Source organism: Pseudarthrobacter sp. lyk4-40-TYG-27 (assembly GCF_030209295.1).
Classification (GTDB): Bacteria; Actinomycetota; Actinomycetes; order Actinomycetales; family Micrococcaceae; genus Arthrobacter.
The window spans coordinates 574140-589580 of the sequence record NZ_JARVSH010000004.1 but is presented as its reverse complement, the minus strand read 5'-3'; the positions used below and the strand labels follow the sequence as shown (position 1 = coordinate 589580).

Sequence of the window (15441 nt, the reverse complement as noted above, 5' to 3'; positions counted from 1 at the left end):
ACGCACGTTGTCCACATACAGGATTTCCTGCCTACTCCACGGGTCGGGATGTGGACAGAGTGGCTCCATGAGCAGGCACCAGCTGAACGCACCCCGGTCCGGCCCGGAACATTCCGGGGCACCTTCGCGGCGGCCGCCGGACGGGGAACCAGGCGCGACTGTTGGGTCGGCCGATGGGAGGGACGTACGAGGCGCGGCCTGGCTGCCGGATGGGTCCGGTGAAGTATTGCTGGTCACCGCCTCCGGGGTATTGCGTTCCGAGGTGGAGCGCATCGTGGCGGCCGCGGGCGCGCACTTGCGTGTTGCCCCCGATGCCGTCGAAGCCGGGCGGCACTGGGATACCGCGGCAGCAGTCCTTGTGGGCAGCGATGTGCGGGAACTACCGCCGCGCAGACGCACGCCGGCGGTCATGGTTGGCCTGGACGGTGAAGGGGACAGCCTCTGGCACCTCGCGGCCGCCCTGGGGGCGGAACGCGTTGCCGTACTGCCGGACGCCGCGGCCTGGCTGGCAGACCACCTCAGCCGGTCCCGCTCACCGGGTCCGGGTGGAGTGGTCCTGGGCATCACGGGCGGGTGCGGCGGGGCAGGGGCCACCACGGCTGCCATCTGGATTGCGCAGGCAGCCGCCCGGCTCGGTGTGCGCGTCCTGATGGTTGACGGCGATCCCTGGGGCGGGGGACTTGAACTTGCGCTCGCCGCGGAGGACAATCCTGGCCTCCGCTGGCCGGACCTCGCCGAGGCCAGGGGCAGCATCGACCCCGTGCAGCTGGTGGATTCCCTGCCTGCGGCGGGAGGGTTGTCCTTCCTCTCGTGGCCTGCCACCCGGGAGCAACCGCTGCCGGTCCCCGCCGCTGCCATGGCCGGGGTCCTCGACGCCGCCCGCCGTGGCTACGAACTGGTGGTGGTCGATGTGGGGCGGGGTGCAGGGCCGCTGACCACGGTGGCGTGGGACTGCGACCGGATCATGGTGGTGGTCCCGGCCCAACTTAAGGCGGCGGTGGCAACCGTGCGACTGCTCCAGGAGCTTCCCCCGGTCGAGGCGGCACTGCTGGTCCGCGGGCGTTCGGGCGCCGCGTTGGACAGTTCACTGATCGCCGACGCCGTCGGGCTGCCGGTGCATGGCAGGATCCCTGAACTGCGCGCCGTACCAGGTGCCACGGAAGCGGGCCGCCTGCTGGACTTGGGGAAGCGGCGCAACATCCGGCGCTTCGCCGCCGCCGCCCTCGATTGGCTGGGCGATGACCTCTACGCGGGGGACGTGGCATGAGGCACCCGCAGGGAACTCCCGGAATCATTGGGCGGGATCCGGGCAGCGGGGCGGCGCAAGGAAACGCCGGCGCCCGGCGGAGCGCCCGGATCCTGGAAACCAACCAGGCAGGCCGCTCCTGGCGGTCGCGGGATGCAGCAGGGACCGGAAGGGCAGTGGACGCCGGCCTGCTGGAGTCCGTCCGCGAGTCAATGATGGCCGAGGCAGGGGCCGTGACGCCCTCACGGGTTGCCGCGGCGGTCCAGGCCACCGGCAAGCTGCTGGGTACCGCCGGTTCGCTGGCAGCAGTAGAGCGGATCAGCGCCGAACTCAACGGCCTGGGCCCGCTTCAGGAACTCACCCGGGATCCGGCCGTCACGGACATTTTCGTGAACGAGCCGGGTTCTGTCTGGGTGGACCGGGGACATGGCATCGAGCGGGTTTCCGTCCGGTTCGCCGATGAAGCCCAGGTGCGGGCACTGGCCGGCAGGCTTGTGGCTGCAGGTGGCCGGCGCCTGGATGACGGCTCGCCGTGCGTCGATGTAAGGCTTGCCGGCGGCTACCGTGTCCACGCCGTGTTGCCGCCGGTTTCCACGTCCGGGACGCTCCTGAGCATCCGGATCCGCCGGGAGCAGGTGTTCACCATGGCGGAGCTCCGGGCCGCCGGAATGTTCGGCGCGCGGGTGCAGGCAGTGCTGGAGGCCGTGGTGGCCAGGAGGTTAAGCTTCCTGGTCAGCGGGGCCACCGGTTCCGGCAAGACCACGCTGCTGTCCACTTTGTTGGGATTGTGTGCGCCGGACGAACGCCTCGTCCTGATCGAGGATGCGTCAGAGCTCAACCCGGTCCACCCGCACGTGGTGGCCCTTGAATCGCGTCATGGAAACCTTGAAGGCGGGGGAGCCGTGGACCTGGGGGAACTCGTCAGGCAGGCCCTGCGCATGCGCCCGGACCGCCTGGTGGTGGGCGAGTGCCGGGGGCCCGAAGTGCGCGAGCTCCTCACCGCGATGAACACCGGCCACAGCGGTGGCGGCGGAACCATCCATGCCAACACCGCAACGGCGGTCCCGGCCAGGCTCACAGCACTCGGGGCCCTCGCCGGATTGGGACCGGAGGCCGTGCGGCTCCAGGCGGCCAGCGCGCTGGACGTGGTCATCCACCTCGGCCGGACGCCCCGGGGCAGGGAAGTCCTCTGTGTGGGACTCCTCGCAGACGGTCCCGAGGGCCTTGGCGTGGTGCCGGCCGTTGAGGAAACCGGAAAGCCGGGCCCGGCGTGGCCCGCGCTGGCAGCCCGGTTGGGGCTGGATTCCGGGGAAGCCCTGTGACACTCTTCCTGGCGGCGCTCCTTTGCACCGCCGCGCTGCTCCTCAAACCGCCGCTGCGTGCGCCGGCGAGGTTGCGTTCCGTGGCGCGGAATTCCCCGGGTGCGCAACGAACCCCCAGGCGCACGATGGTGCCGTGGTCCCGGCGCGCCGGCCGCGACTCTGTCGGTAAACGCGGAATGGGCCTAACCCTGGTGGTGCAGCAATTGGCGGCGCTGCTCAGGGGCGGAAGGACGCCCGCCCGGCTGTGGGATGAACTGTGGACCGTGTACGGCGTCCCCGGCGGCCAAGAGCAGCGGCTCCAGGACGCCGCATGCCCCGACCGCCCCGTACTGTCGAGGGGGTCAACCACAGTCCTCGCATCAGCGCGTGCAGCCGCGGCTACCGGAGCTCCCGTGTCCGAGGCCATCCGTCGGGTGCTTCCCACGGCATTTCCGGGCCGGGACCGTGAAGCCGGAACATGGTCCGAGCTGGCGGCCTGCCTCGATATCGCTGAAGCCAGCGGATGCCCGCTCGCTGACGTGCTGACCAGGTTCGCGGCCCAGCTGGAGGCCGCGGAGGACGCCGACGCCGCCAGGCAGACGGCCCTCGCCGGGCCTAAGGCCACGGTCCGCCTGCTGACCTGGCTTCCGTTGATGGGACTTGGCCTGGGCGCAGCCTTGGGGGTCGATCCGGTGGCCACGCTGCTGGGCACTCCGCTGGGACTGGCAGCGCTGGCAGGCGGCGTAGTCCTCACCCTGGCCGGCCGGGTGTGGTCCGCCCGGCTCGTTTCGGCCGCCGCGGAGTCAGGGCCATGATGCCGGAATGGGGCCACGGGCCGGCCCTATTCCTGCTCCTCGCGATGGCTGCCTGGTTGTCGTGCTCGGGCCGCAGCCGGTCACGCCAACGCCTGCGGCAGCTTAACCTGGACACCCCGCGGGAGAACCACCCCCAGGCGGCTGCGCGGACCGAAAACCGCTGCGCCCGCGGCCTCAAGGACACGGCCATGATGCTCGAACTTGTGGCGGCGATGCTGGATGCCGGCGCCGGAATCGGACGTTCGCTGGAACTGGTGGCCGCTTCCGCAGCCCCCCACTACCGGGACTCGCTGCGTCCTGTGGTCTCCGCGTTGGCCATCGGCGCCGACTGGGAGACGGCGTGGCGCAGCTCCGCGGTACGGCTCCCGGAGGTCCTGGAGCTTCGGGATGCCCTGGGGTTTGCCGCGCTGACCGGCGCACCCTCGTCCGCGATCCTGTATGCGCAGGCTGCAAGGCTTCGGCGGGAGAGATTCCGTGCCGCAGAAAAACGCGCCGCGTCGCTCGGCGTGAAGCTGGTGGTCCCGCTGGGCCTTTGCTCGCTGCCGGCCTTCATCTGCCTGGGCGTCGTCCCGGTGCTGCTTGCCTTGGTTCCATCCGGTTCCTAGACCTCCGCCCGGGTACCCCGGCGCCTCTGTCCTTTCCTCCACAAGCTGGCGGCGGCCCGGCTTTTCCACTTAGCCCACCCCACCCCTTACCGGCCGCAGCGCCGGCGGGAAGAGTCGAGACAGCCGGGAAACACCCCGGCAGACCCGCGAAAGGAAAACACATGTCCATCCACCACCACCGCTGCTCCGCCGGAACCTCTGCGCTCGCCGACTCCGCCACGGCCGGCACCTCACCCGGCGGTCAAGGGTTCGCCACCGGCGGTACCGGGCACGCTTCCGCGCCCATCGCTTCTGCCAGGCATGGCGCAGCGGCCGCAGACGGCAATGTCGTTGAGCTTTACCCGGGATCGGATCCATTCCGGCATGGGAACCGGCGCAGGGCCGAACTGCTGGGCTCTGAGGCAGGTATGGCCACGGCGGAATATGCCATCGCCACCTTGGCCGCTGTCGGCTTCGCCGGGCTGCTCGTGTTCATCCTTCGCAGTGATGAAGTCCGCGGCTTCCTGCTGAACCTGATCCGGACCGCGCTGGCGTTGCCGTGACCGGCCCCCATGCGCCAGGCACTGCCGATTCACCCGACACGCCCCATGCACCGGGCAGGACCCGTTCGCCGGACAAACCCCAGGCAGCGGGCAACACCAGTTCGCAGGACCCGCCCCATGCGCCGGACAAACACAATGTACCGGGCACTGCCGATGTGTCGCCCAGGGGGATGGCCAGGGGCGCGGTCACAGCAGAGTTCGCCGTGGCGCTGCCGGCGGTACTGGCGCTGCTTGCCATGCTGCTGGCCGGAGCCGCCGCAGGTATGACGCAACTGCGGATCGAAGAAGGAGCCCGCGCCGGGGCGCGGGCCCTGGCCCGAGGCGAAGACCCCGGCGCCGTGCAACATACAGTCAGGACCCTTGCCGGCGACTCGGCGGCCGCGTCCATTGCGGCCGACGGCGAATGGTTCAGCATCACCGTCACCGACCATGTGTCCGGACCCCTGGGAGCGTCCATTCCGTGGACCCTCACCGCACGCGCGTCGACGCGGAGTGAGTCGCCGGGAACCGGTGGCGCAGACGGGACCCGCAACGGCAGCGGCCTGACCGATGGAAAGGGAAACCGGTGACGGGGATGGAAACGTGCCTCCCAGCAAAGGTCCGCGCGTGCCGCCCAGCCTCGAGGGAGTGCCCAGCCGACAGGCTGGGTCGCCTTGGCGGTTCGTCCAGCTGGACGGGTGCGCACGATGGCCGGGAGCGCGGCTCCGGAACGGTCATGGCGGCAGGGCTCGCGCTGGTGGTCATGACAGCCATGGCCGTCATGCTCTTGCTCGCCCAGTCGGCCGTGCTGGCCAGCCGGGCGGCTGCAGCCGCGGACTTGGCAGCCCTCGCAGCGGCCGACGCCCTCCGCGGCATCACCACCGGGGAACCCTGCATGGTTGCCTCAGAGGTATCGGGCCGCCATGCCGCCACAGTGATCAGTTGCGTGGAAGGTGCCGGGCAGACGATTGACGTGCGGACCGAGCTTAACGAACGGTCGCTCCTGGGCGCCGCCACGGGACATGCACGGGCCGGGCCACCTCCGTGAGGAGACGCCATGGGGGGCGGCGCACGGGACTGTCCAAGCCGCGCCGCACATCCTTCAGCCCAGCACGTCCTTCCGACCGGCACGTTCCGCTCAGCTCCTGGCGTCCAGCACCTCCCGGCTGGCTTCCGAGGCGTCCTTGAGCAGGACATCCAGCAGGGTTACCGCCGCGGCCTTGTCCAACGGGTTGTTCTTATTGCCGCACTTGGGCGACTGGACACAGGACGGGCAGCCGGTGTCACACTCGCAGGCCTTGATGGCGTCCCGTGTGGCCGCCAGCCACACCATGGCCTTGTCGAACCCCCGTTCGGCGAACCCGGCGCCCCCGGGGTGCCCGTCATACACAAAGATGGTGGGCACCCCGGTATCGGCGTGCAGTGCGGTTGAGACTCCGCCGATATCCCACCGGTCGCTGGAAGCCACCAGGGGAAGAAGCCCAATTGCCGCGTGTTCGGCAGCGTGCAAGGCACCCGGGAACTGTGCCTCGATCAGTCCCGCTGCCGTCAGGGAACGGTTCTCCACCACGAACCACACCGCTTTGGTGAAAAGGTCGCGTGCGCCCAGCTCCAACGGTTCCTCGCCCAGCACCTCATTGGAAATCAGTGCCTTGCGCTGGAAGGAAACAACCTGGGTGGTGACCTTTACGTCGCCGAAGTGGACCGTCACGTCACCCCACTGCATGGTTCGCTGGGTCTCCAGCACCTCGATCTGGGTCACGTCCCGCGCGGTCGTGTAATAGTCCGGGTTGGCGCGCCGCACCATGACGCAGTGGTCGTCTTCGTTGAGGTCCTCCACCACATAGGTGTCGCCCTGGTGGACGTACACCGCCCCGGTGTGCGCCTGGTAGTGGGTCTGCGGCGAGTCCATGGTTCCCAGGAGCGAACCGGTCTCGGCGTCCACGATGCTGACGGGTCCCCCTCCGTCCGCCCGGAGGTTGACCATGGCGGCGGCACTCTGCGAATGGGTCCAGAACCAGCCGGCCGGCCGGCGCCGGAGGTAGCCCTGTGCCACCAGCCGGTCCAGGAGCATCTCTGCGGTATCGCCGAAGAGATCGAGCTCCGCCGGTCCCAGCGGCAGTTCAGCGGCAGCGGCGCACAGATGCGGCCCCAGGACGTAGGGATTGGACGGGTCAAAGACTGTTGCTTCCACTGAAACGTCGAAGATGGCTTCGGGATGGTTCACCAGGTAGGTATCCAGGGGGTCATCGCTTGCCACGAAAGCCGCAATCGCATCCTGGCCGGCGCGGCCCGCCCTGCCGATCTGCTGGAACAGCGAGGCCCGCGTCCCGGGCCACCCGGCCACCAGGACCGCATCAAGGCCGGAAATGTCGATCCCCAGCTCCAGGGCCGACGTACTGGAAACACCCAGCAACTGGCCGGAACGCAACGCCTTCTCCACCGCCCGGCGTTCCTCCGGCAGGTAGCCCGAGCGGTACGCGGCCACCCGTTGCGGCAGGCTCGGATCCACCTCGTCAAGGAGCCGTTTGGTAATGGCGGAGATGGTTTCCGCGCCACGTCGTGACTTGATGAACGCGATGGTGCGGATCTGCGCGGACACCAGGTTGGCCAGCAGGTCAGAGGTCTCCGCCACGGCCGTCCGTCGTTCCTTGGCACCGTTCTCGCCGCGGACGTCCGTCAGCGCCGGTTCCCAGAGTGCCACCGTGGTGGCACCGTGGGGCGAGCAGTCGCGGGACACCGCAGTGACGGGGGCGCCAATGAGGCGCGCGAAGGAGACGTCAGGCTCCGACGCCGTGGCCGATGCCGCAATGAACACCGGCTCCGGGTACGACGATCCTGCCCCGTAGTAGGCGCAGATCCGGCGCAGCCGCCGCATCAGGTTAGCCACATGGGAGCCGAACACGCCACGGTAACTGTGCGCCTCATCGACGATGACATAGCGCAACCGGCGGAAGAACGACGCCCACCACGCGTGGTTGGGGAGGATGCCGAAGTGCAGCATGTCTGGGTTGGCCAGGATGAAGTTCGCGTGGTCCCGGATCCAGCGGCGGGCAGCTGGATCGGTATCCCCGTCGTAGGTCTCCGCCCGGACCGTAGGCAGTTTCAAAGCCCGGATGGCGTTCAACTGGTCCGCCGCCAGTGCCTTGGTGGGGGAGAGGTACAGCGTCACGGCGCCGTCGTCGTGGATCTTCCCAGGGTCGGCCAGCACACGCAACTCCGACCGGTGGATCGCGTCCAGCGCCGGCAACTGGTACGCCAGAGATTTCCCCGACGCGGTTCCGGTGGCCACCACCACGTGTTTCCCCTCATGGGCGGCGTTGGCTGCCTCCACCTGGTGGCGGTACGGCTCCCGGATGCCGAGCGAGCCGTATGCCTCAACGAGGTCCGGGTGCATCCATTCAGGCCAAGGCTCGTGGACCGCCTCCCGCGCAGGGATGGTGCGGACATGACGGAGCTGTTCCGGTTCCGGGCCGCGGCCCAGGAGGGGAATCAGGGAGTCATGGGGGGTCACCCCACCATTCTTCCACCCGGCACCAAGCCGGAGGGCAGCGGTTCGCCAAACGCACAACCGGGCCGTGGCACCCTCAGCTGAGCGAAAGATCCGCTCCGTCGTGGGACGCCGAGAGCATCAGGACGCGGGCCACCGTGGTCCAGCCCAGGTGTGAGTAAAGCTTCTGTCCGTCAGTGGACGCGAGCAGGAGTCCTGTGCGCACGTCGTGGCCGAAGGCCTGTGCCGCCAAGGCCCGCATGATGAGGCTGCCCAGGCCCCTGCGCTGGAATGCGGGCTCGGTGATGATCTTGTCGAACACCGCGGTATCGCCCACGACGAATACCCTTCCGCTGGCCGCGATCTCGTCCCCGGAGCGGACCTCTGCGTAGTGCACGCCATCCCGCTCGAACGTGGACAGGCTCAGGTCGTCGTCGGAAAGCCATGGATCCTCGGCGTCCTGGGTCTCCATGTCCACGATCATCATCGTCTGCGAATCGGAGGTGACGTTCAACCCGTGCTTGGCCGCCAGGCCGGTGAACCGGGCGGGATCGTGCGTAAGGATGGTCAGCACGCGGGCGGGCGCTTCGGCCGTCGTGGCGGCGAGGGCCGCGAATTCGTCGGGGCTGGGTTCGGACGCAAAAACTTCCCAGTCACCGCTGGTATCAGCCCGGAGCACGGCCGGGAACCGGCCCTGCGTCGAGGTCCGGTAGCCGCGACACCCGGCCCAGCCCGCAACCCACACCTGAAAAAGGCCAGTGATGTCTTCAACCAGGGTTTCCTGACTCATGGCATGAAGACTATTCCAGCAGGATCGCAAGCAACAGGGGGTGGCCCAGTGCTTATGGAATTGTGATGCGCCCCCGCTCCCGGGCCGGCGGTAACCCTGCTCCGGGCCGGCGGTACCCTTAAATACGTGGCTTTGAACCGAATTGTGCTCTTTTACGGCTTTACCCCCATCGCGGATCCGGACGCCGTGCGGCTTTGGCAGCGCGCCCTCTGCGAGAAGCTCGGCCTGACCGGCCGCATCCTTATCTCCAAGGACGGAATCAACGCCACGGTGGGCGGGGAAATCGGCGCGGTCAAACAGTACGTCAAGACCACCCGCGAGTACCCGGGGTTCCGGGGCATCGACGTGAAGTGGTCCGACGGCGGCGCAGAGGACTTTCCCAGGCTCAGCGTCAAGGTGCGGGACGAGATCGTCTCCTTCGGTGCGCCCGGAGAATTGACCGTCGATGCCAATGGAGTGGTGGGCGGAGGCAAGCACCTCAAGCCCGAGGAACTGCACGAACTGGTGGACGCCAAGAAGCAGGGCGGCGAGGACGTGGTGTTCTTCGACGGCAGGAATGCCTTTGAGGCCCAAATCGGCCGGTTCAAGGACGCCGTGGTCCCCGACGTCGCCACCACGCACGACTTCATCAAGGAACTCGACTCGGGCAAGTACGACGACCTCAAGGACAAGCCCGTGGTCACCTACTGCACCGGCGGCATCCGCTGCGAGGTCCTCTCCAGCCTGATGGTGAACCGCGGCTTCAAGGAGGTCTACCAGCTCGACGGCGGCATTGTCCGCTATGGCGAGGCCTTCAAGGACCAGGGGCTCTGGGAAGGCTCACTCTACGTCTTCGACAAGCGCATGCACCTCGAGTTCAGCGAGGACGCCAAGACGATCGGCCAGTGCGCCCGCTGCTCGGCACCCACCAGCAAATTCGAGAACTGCTCCAACCCCAGCTGCCGGACCCTGACGCTGTACTGCGCCGGGTGCGCCTCCAGCCCGGAGACGCTCCGCTGCCCCGAAGGCTGCGCCGCTGCCTGAGCCCGCACGTCAAAGCCTGCGGAGCCGGAACGCATAGTTCGCCGCGCTGCCCGCTTCCAGCCGCACCGTCAGGACGCTCCGGGTGGAGAGATAGAAGACGTTCTCCCGGTTGATGCCGCAGCGAAGGCCAAGATCCACCAGCGTCACGTCCTCGGTGCTCACCGTGAACGCTACCCGGCGTTGGCTTCGGCAGGCCAAGGCCAGCGAGTATGTGCCGGTCTCCAGGGCCGGTGATGCCACGGTCCGCACTTCGCCGGACCCCAACAACCCGGCATCGGCCTGGACCTCGGGTGCCGTACCCTCCGGCAGGGCACGGGACACCCAATCATCGAGGTCGGCGCCGCTGACCGGGTCCTGTTGCAAAGGATCGCGGGTGAACGCTGGAACCGGGGCGATGGTAGTGCCGCCCTGGACGGCACCGGCCCGGCCGTCGTCGTACGTATATTCGCAGCCCGCCAGGGCACCTGCCGCAAGCACCAGTCCAAGGGCGACGGCGGCCGCGGGCTTCGGTGCCCGCGGCGCCCGTGCTGTCCTTCGGGGAAGGGGCGCGGAGAACCTCCGCACACTGGGCATAGTCCGACTGTATGCCCGCGACGGGCGCCGGGCCAGAGCCGGAAACCGGTGTTATTGCGCCGGGGCCAGCCGGTACGCGTAGAGCAGCGGGGCGTCCACGCTGGAGCTGCTGATTTGGACCCGGCCGCCGGCAGGCAGGTTGATCCTGGTGGTCTCGGCACGGCCGTTGCAGGCCGCACCCGCTTCGGTGACGGCCTTGCCGTCCAGTGACACCGCGAAGAACGCCTTGCCGGTGCCGGCACACACCGCCGTGAGCGTGTAGCTGCCGGCAGGAACGGAAGGTGCTTCCTGCACGAGGTGGTCCCGGTTGAGGATCTTGCCCGAATCCTGAAGCACCACGTCCGCCGGGGACGTGGGCAGCGCCGTGGCCCGCCACTGCGGAACATCCGCGGCCTCCACCGAGCCCGCAGGCGAACACCCTGCGACGGTGAGCCCAAGGGCTGCGGCCACCAGTACCGCCGGCAGCGTACGGCGTACCGCGGCGGTGCGGGCGCGCGGAAGGAAGGTCAGGCGGGAAGGCATGCTTCCACCGTACCCCGCTGCCGGGCCGGACTAAACTTGAGCGGTGCCTAAATCCCCGTACGAGTTCACCGCCGGCAACACTCCCGACGCACCCCGCAGCGACCTTCCCGGGCTGCTGGCGGCGCTCGCCGCAGACCTCCGCAGGATCGACTACACGCTCGACGGCGTCGCCCGGCTGCTGGGGCCCACGGCCTCCGCGGCGCTGAACCGGGACCAGGTCATTCCCGCCATGCTGGCAACCGCGCAGGCAGTGCAGCGCACCGCAGCGGCGGCGCCCCTTGCCGCCGTCGTCCGGCTGTGGCTCCTGGCCGAGCCGCAGGAACGGGAAACGCTCGACGCCGCGCTGCCGGGCATCGGCGTGGAAGGGCTCCTGGAGCTGGGGCTGGTCCAGCCCGTCCCCGGCACGCCCCGCATCACGGCCAAAGCCGACCTGCGCCCGTACGGCTGGGATGCCAACCCCGACGGCAGCGGCGGCGCTGAACTGTGGGTGGCCAGCGACCTCGCGGCCCACCAGCAGGCAGGAGTCCTGCGGCACGACCATGTCCTGGGCATCGGGCAGGCGTCCACCACGCTGGTGCAGACCACCGTCCGGCAGCACACCGAACGCGCCCTGGACCTGGGCACGGGGTGCGGCATCCAGGCCTTCCACCTGCTGCACCACTGCCAGCACGTGACCGCCACTGACATCTCCGAACGCGCCTTGGCCTATGCCCGCTTCAACATCCTGCTCAACGCCGAGGCACTCTCCGTGGACCCGGACCGGCTCGAGGACCGGGTGAGCCTGCGCCTGGGTTCGCTGCTGGAGCCGGTGGCCGGGGAGGAATTCAGCCTGGTGGTGTCCAACCCGCCGTTCGTGATCACGCCGCGCAGTGCCGGAGAGGACGCGGCCGGCCAGTTCACCTACCGCGACGGCGGCCTGCCGGGCGATGAGATCGTCGCGTCCCTGGTGGCGGACCTGCCCGGCGTCCTGGCGCCGGGCGGTGTGGCCCAGCTGCTGGGAAACTGGGAAGTCCCCGCCGGCGCCAACTGGGACGAGCGGCCGAGGTCCTGGGTGCGGGCAGGCACCGACGCCTGGTTCATCCAGCGGGAGCAGGTCAGCCCGGAACAATACGCGGAAACCTGGCTGCAGGACGCCTCCGAATCCCGGGACCGGGCACACTACCGGGACGCCTACGCCGCGTACCTCGCGGATTTCGGGTCCCGGAACGTCGCCGGGATCGGCTTTGGCATGGTGTGGCTGCGGCGCCCCGCTGCGGCCGGGCAGGAAACCATCAGCCGCTTTGAGGAAATCACATACCCCATCGAGCAGCCCATCGGACCCCACCTGGGCGCCGCCGTCGAACGCAGCGACTGGCTGGCAGCGCACGATCTCGCCGGAACGCACCTGCTCGTGGCCGACGACGTCACCGAGGAGCGCCACCAGCGCCCCGGCGCCGAGCACCCCGGCGTGATCCTGCTCCGGCAGGGCGCCGGGCTGCGCCGCACCAACCTGATGAGCACCGAGCTGGCCGGGTTCGTCTCGGCGTGCGACGGCGACCTGGCCGCCGGGCAGATCGCCGCGGCCCTGGAGGCCCTCCTGGGCGGCGAGGCCGGGTCGTTCCAGCGCTCGCTGCTTGCCGACGTTGCCAACCTGGTGCGGGACGGCTTCCTCATTCCGGCCGCGTTTCCGGCCGAACAGTAAGCCCCCTTATGCTCCAGGCCGCGCCCCGTCTTTTCCACATGAATGCGCACGATTCCCCAAAATATGGTGAACTAGGCGAACATGGGCTCATCTGCCCCAGCAACCTTTTTCTGTAGGAGCACCGTGCCAAGCAAGGCCAAAACCGGCAAGAAACTCGTGATTGTGGAGTCTCCGGCCAAGAGCAAGACCATCGCCAAGTACCTCGGCGAGGGCTTCATCGTAGAGGCCTCCATTGGTCACATCCGCGACCTGCCGCAACCGTCCGAACTCCCCGCCGAGCTGAAGAAAACGTCGGTGGGCAAGTTCGCCGTCGACATCGACCACGACTTCAAGCCCTACTACGTGGTGTCTCCGGACAAGAAGAAAAAGGTGACCGAGCTCAAGGCTGCGCTCAAGGACGCCGACGAACTTTACCTCGCAACCGATGGGGACCGCGAAGGCGAAGCCATCGCGTGGCACCTGCTCGAAGTGCTCAAGCCCAAGGTCCCGGTCTACCGGATGACGTTCGGCGAAATCACCAAGGAAGCCATCCAGCGCGCCATGGGCAACCTGCGCGATGTTGACCAGGACCTGGTGGATGCGCAGGAAACCCGCCGCGTGCTGGACCGCCTGTACGGCTACGAGATCTCCCCGGTGCTGTGGCGCAAGGTGGCCCGCGGCCTGTCCGCCGGCCGCGTGCAGTCCGTGGTCACGCGCATGGTGGTGGACCGCGAACGCGAACGCATGGCCTTCAAAGCCGCCTCCTACTGGGACCTGACCGGCCAGTTCGGCGCGGACTCGGGCTCGTTCAAGGCCAAGCTCGCCGCCGTTGACGGCGCCAAGGTGGCCAGCGGCCGCGACTTCAACGACAACGGCGAGCTCACCGCCAAGAACGTGGCCCACCTCAACGAGGAGCTTGCGACGTCCCTCGCCGCCGGGCTCCAGGATGCGGACTTCCGCGTCCGCTCGGTGGACACCAAGCCGTACACCCGCCGCCCGGCCGCGCCGTTCACCACCTCCACCCTCCAGCAGGAGGCCGGCCGCAAGCTGCGCTTCTCCTCAAAGAGCACCATGCAGGTGGCCCAGCGGCTCTACGAAAACGGCTACATCACCTATATGCGTACGGACTCGTCGGCGCTGAGTGACGAAGCCATCACCGCCGCGCGCCGGCAGGCCTCGGAGCTCTACGGGCCGGAGTACATTCCGCAGTCCCCGCGCGTCTACTCCAACAAGGCCGCCAACGCGCAGGAAGCGCACGAGGCCATCCGCCCGGCCGGAGACTCCTTCCGCACGCCGGCCCAGGTTGCCAAGCAGCTCTCCGGGGACGAGTTCCGCCTGTACGAGCTCATCTGGAAGCGCACCGTGGCGTCCCAGATGGGCGACGCCAAGGGCTCGACGGCGACCATCCGCCTGGGCGCCATTGCCACCGACGGGCGGGACGCCGAGTTCTCCGCGTCCGGCACCGTCATCACCTTCCCCGGCTTCCTGGCCGCCTACGAAGAAGGCAAGGACGAGACCCGCGGCGATGACGAGTCCGACGAAGCACGCCGGCTCCCGAACGTGGCCAAGGACGACTCCCTCACCGCCGCGGACATCCAGGCGGTAGGCCACGAAACCTCGCCGCCGCCGCGCTACACGGAAGCGTCCCTGACCGCCGAACTGGAAAAGAAGGGCATCGGCCGCCCGTCGACGTACGCGTCCACGATCTCCACCATCCAGGACCGCGGCTACGTCCGGAAGCAGGGCTCCGCGCTGGTGCCCAGCTGGATCGCGTTCTCGGTGATCCGGTTGCTGGAGCAGCACTTCAGCGACTACGTGGACTACGAATTCACTGCCGACATGGAAGGCGACCTGGACAAGATCGCCAACGGCCAGGAGGCGGGAGCTTCGTGGCTCCGGCACTTCTACTTCGGCGAAGACTCCGACCCCGGCCTGTTGAGCATCGTCAACAACCTGGGCGAGATCGATGCCCGTGAGATCAACTCCATCCCGATCACCGACGACATCACCTTGCGGGTGGGCAAGTTCGGCCCGTACCTGGAAAGTTCGGCAGCCGTCGTTGATCCCAAGACGGGCGAGATCGTGGAGTCGGCCCGGGCCAACGTGCCCGAGGACCTGGCCCCGGACGAACTGACCGCAGCCAAAGCCATTGAGCTGATGGAGACTGCGGCGCCGGAGGAGCGCGTGCTCGGTGCAGACCCGCACACGGGTCACACTGTCGTGGCCAAGAACGGCCGCTACGGCGCCTACGTCACCGAGATCATCCCGGAAATGACCGACGAAGACCTGGCCAAGCAGCCGGTGGAGTACTACAAGAACGGCAAGCCCAAGCCGCCCAAGAAACCGGTCAAGGCCAAGCCGCGCACGGGTTCGTTGTTCAAGTCCATGACCGTGGAGTCCGTGACGCTGGACGAAGCCCTGCAGCTCATGAGCCTGCCTCGCGCGCTGGGCGAGGACGCCGAAGGCAACCTCATTACCGTGCAGAACGGCCGGTTCGGTCCGTACCTGAAAAAGGGCACGGATTCGCGCTCGATCGGATCCGAAGAGGAAATCTTCACCATTACCCTGGAGCAGGCGCTGGAGATCTATTCACAGCCCAAGCAGCGCGGCGCCCGTGCCGCCGTGCCGCCGCTGGCCGAGTTCGGTCCGGACCCGGTGTCGGAGAAGAACATCGTGGTGAAGGAAGGCCGGTTCGGTCCGTACATCACCGACGGCATCACCAACATCACGGTTCCGCGTGCCACCTCCCTGGAGGAACTCACCCGGGAACAGGCCGTGGAACTGTTGGCCGAGAAGCGCGCCAAGGGCCCGGTCAAGCGGACGGCCACCCGCAAGGCACCCGCAAAGAAGAAGGCAACGGCCAAGAAGTAGTGCCTGGCCGGCGCGTTTGCGCCG

Annotated in this window: 14 protein-coding genes; 10 read left to right on the top strand and 4 right to left on the bottom strand. The window is 68.5% G+C overall.

Going from position 1 to position 15441, the window contains the following annotated elements; translation table 11 throughout:
- Positions 1-67: 67 nt before the first annotated feature.
- The 7 genes from ssd (at position 68) to QRM96_RS10465 (ending at position 5536) form a co-directional block, all read left to right on the top strand.
- Positions 68-1267, top strand: coding sequence for a septum site-determining protein Ssd (gene ssd / locus QRM96_RS10495; RefSeq protein WP_502934884.1), 1200 nt, complete (start codon positions 68-70; stop codon positions 1265-1267).
- Positions 1264-2568, top strand: coding sequence for a TadA family conjugal transfer-associated ATPase (locus tag QRM96_RS10490; RefSeq protein ID WP_285319566.1), 1305 nt, complete (start codon positions 1264-1266; stop codon positions 2566-2568). Before ssd ends, QRM96_RS10490 begins: the two co-directional genes overlap by 4 nt.
- Positions 2565-3362 (top strand): type II secretion system F family protein, encoded by a 798-nt coding sequence (locus tag QRM96_RS10485; RefSeq protein WP_109045164.1) that lies wholly within the window; start codon positions 2565-2567, stop codon positions 3360-3362. Before QRM96_RS10490 ends, QRM96_RS10485 begins: the two co-directional genes overlap by 4 nt.
- Positions 3359-3967 (top strand): type II secretion system F family protein, encoded by a 609-nt coding sequence (locus tag QRM96_RS10480; RefSeq protein ID WP_109045165.1) that lies wholly within the window; start codon positions 3359-3361, stop codon positions 3965-3967. Before QRM96_RS10485 ends, QRM96_RS10480 begins: the two co-directional genes overlap by 4 nt.
- Positions 3968-4128: 161 nt before the next feature.
- A complete protein-coding gene (locus QRM96_RS10475; protein WP_109045166.1) occupies positions 4129-4509 on the top strand; it encodes a DUF4244 domain-containing protein in 381 nt (126 codons plus the stop codon).
- Positions 4506-5078 carry a TadE family type IV pilus minor pilin gene (locus QRM96_RS10470; protein WP_285319564.1) on the top strand — a complete coding sequence of 191 codons (573 nt, stop codon included), beginning with the start codon at positions 4506-4508 and terminating at the stop codon, positions 5076-5078. Before QRM96_RS10475 ends, QRM96_RS10470 begins: the two co-directional genes overlap by 4 nt.
- Positions 5079-5152: 74 nt before the next feature.
- On the top strand, positions 5153-5536 hold the full coding sequence (locus tag QRM96_RS10465; protein WP_109045376.1) for an Rv3654c family TadE-like protein: 384 nt from the start codon (positions 5153-5155) through the stop codon (positions 5534-5536).
- Positions 5537-5626: 90 nt separating this feature from the next.
- Here QRM96_RS10465 and QRM96_RS10460 read toward each other — a convergent pair whose 3' ends face one another.
- Entirely contained in the window at positions 5627-8002 is a 2376-nt protein-coding gene (locus tag QRM96_RS10460) for a DEAD/DEAH box helicase (protein ID WP_018761833.1), read from the bottom strand.
- A 73-nt stretch (positions 8003-8075) separates the two neighbouring features.
- Entirely contained in the window at positions 8076-8768 is a 693-nt protein-coding gene (locus QRM96_RS10455) for a GNAT family N-acetyltransferase (protein ID WP_109045168.1), read from the bottom strand.
- Between the two features lie 126 nt (positions 8769-8894).
- Between QRM96_RS10455 and trhO the strand changes: the two genes are divergently transcribed.
- Positions 8895-9791, top strand: coding sequence for an oxygen-dependent tRNA uridine(34) hydroxylase TrhO (gene trhO / locus QRM96_RS10450; RefSeq protein ID WP_026264601.1), 897 nt, complete (start codon positions 8895-8897; stop codon positions 9789-9791).
- 9 nt (positions 9792-9800) lie between these two features.
- On the opposite strand, the gene QRM96_RS10445 is transcribed toward trhO, so the two are convergent.
- Positions 9801-10364, bottom strand: coding sequence for a DUF6023 family protein (locus QRM96_RS10445; protein ID WP_026264600.1), 564 nt, complete (start codon positions 10362-10364; stop codon positions 9801-9803).
- 51 nt (positions 10365-10415) lie between these two features.
- Positions 10416-10886 carry a DUF6023 family protein gene (locus QRM96_RS10440; protein ID WP_018761829.1) on the bottom strand — a complete coding sequence of 157 codons (471 nt, stop codon included), beginning with the start codon at positions 10884-10886 and terminating at the stop codon, positions 10416-10418.
- Between the two features lie 43 nt (positions 10887-10929).
- On the opposite strand from QRM96_RS10440, the gene QRM96_RS10435 reads away from it, so the two are divergent.
- Both QRM96_RS10435 and topA read left to right on the top strand, forming a co-directional pair.
- On the top strand, positions 10930-12567 hold the full coding sequence (locus QRM96_RS10435; protein WP_285319562.1) for a N5-glutamine methyltransferase family protein: 1638 nt from the start codon (positions 10930-10932) through the stop codon (positions 12565-12567).
- 123 nt (positions 12568-12690) lie between these two features.
- Positions 12691-15417 (top strand): type I DNA topoisomerase, encoded by a 2727-nt coding sequence (gene topA / locus QRM96_RS10430; protein WP_109045172.1) that lies wholly within the window; start codon positions 12691-12693, stop codon positions 15415-15417.
- The last annotated feature ends 24 nt before the right edge of the window (positions 15418-15441 follow it).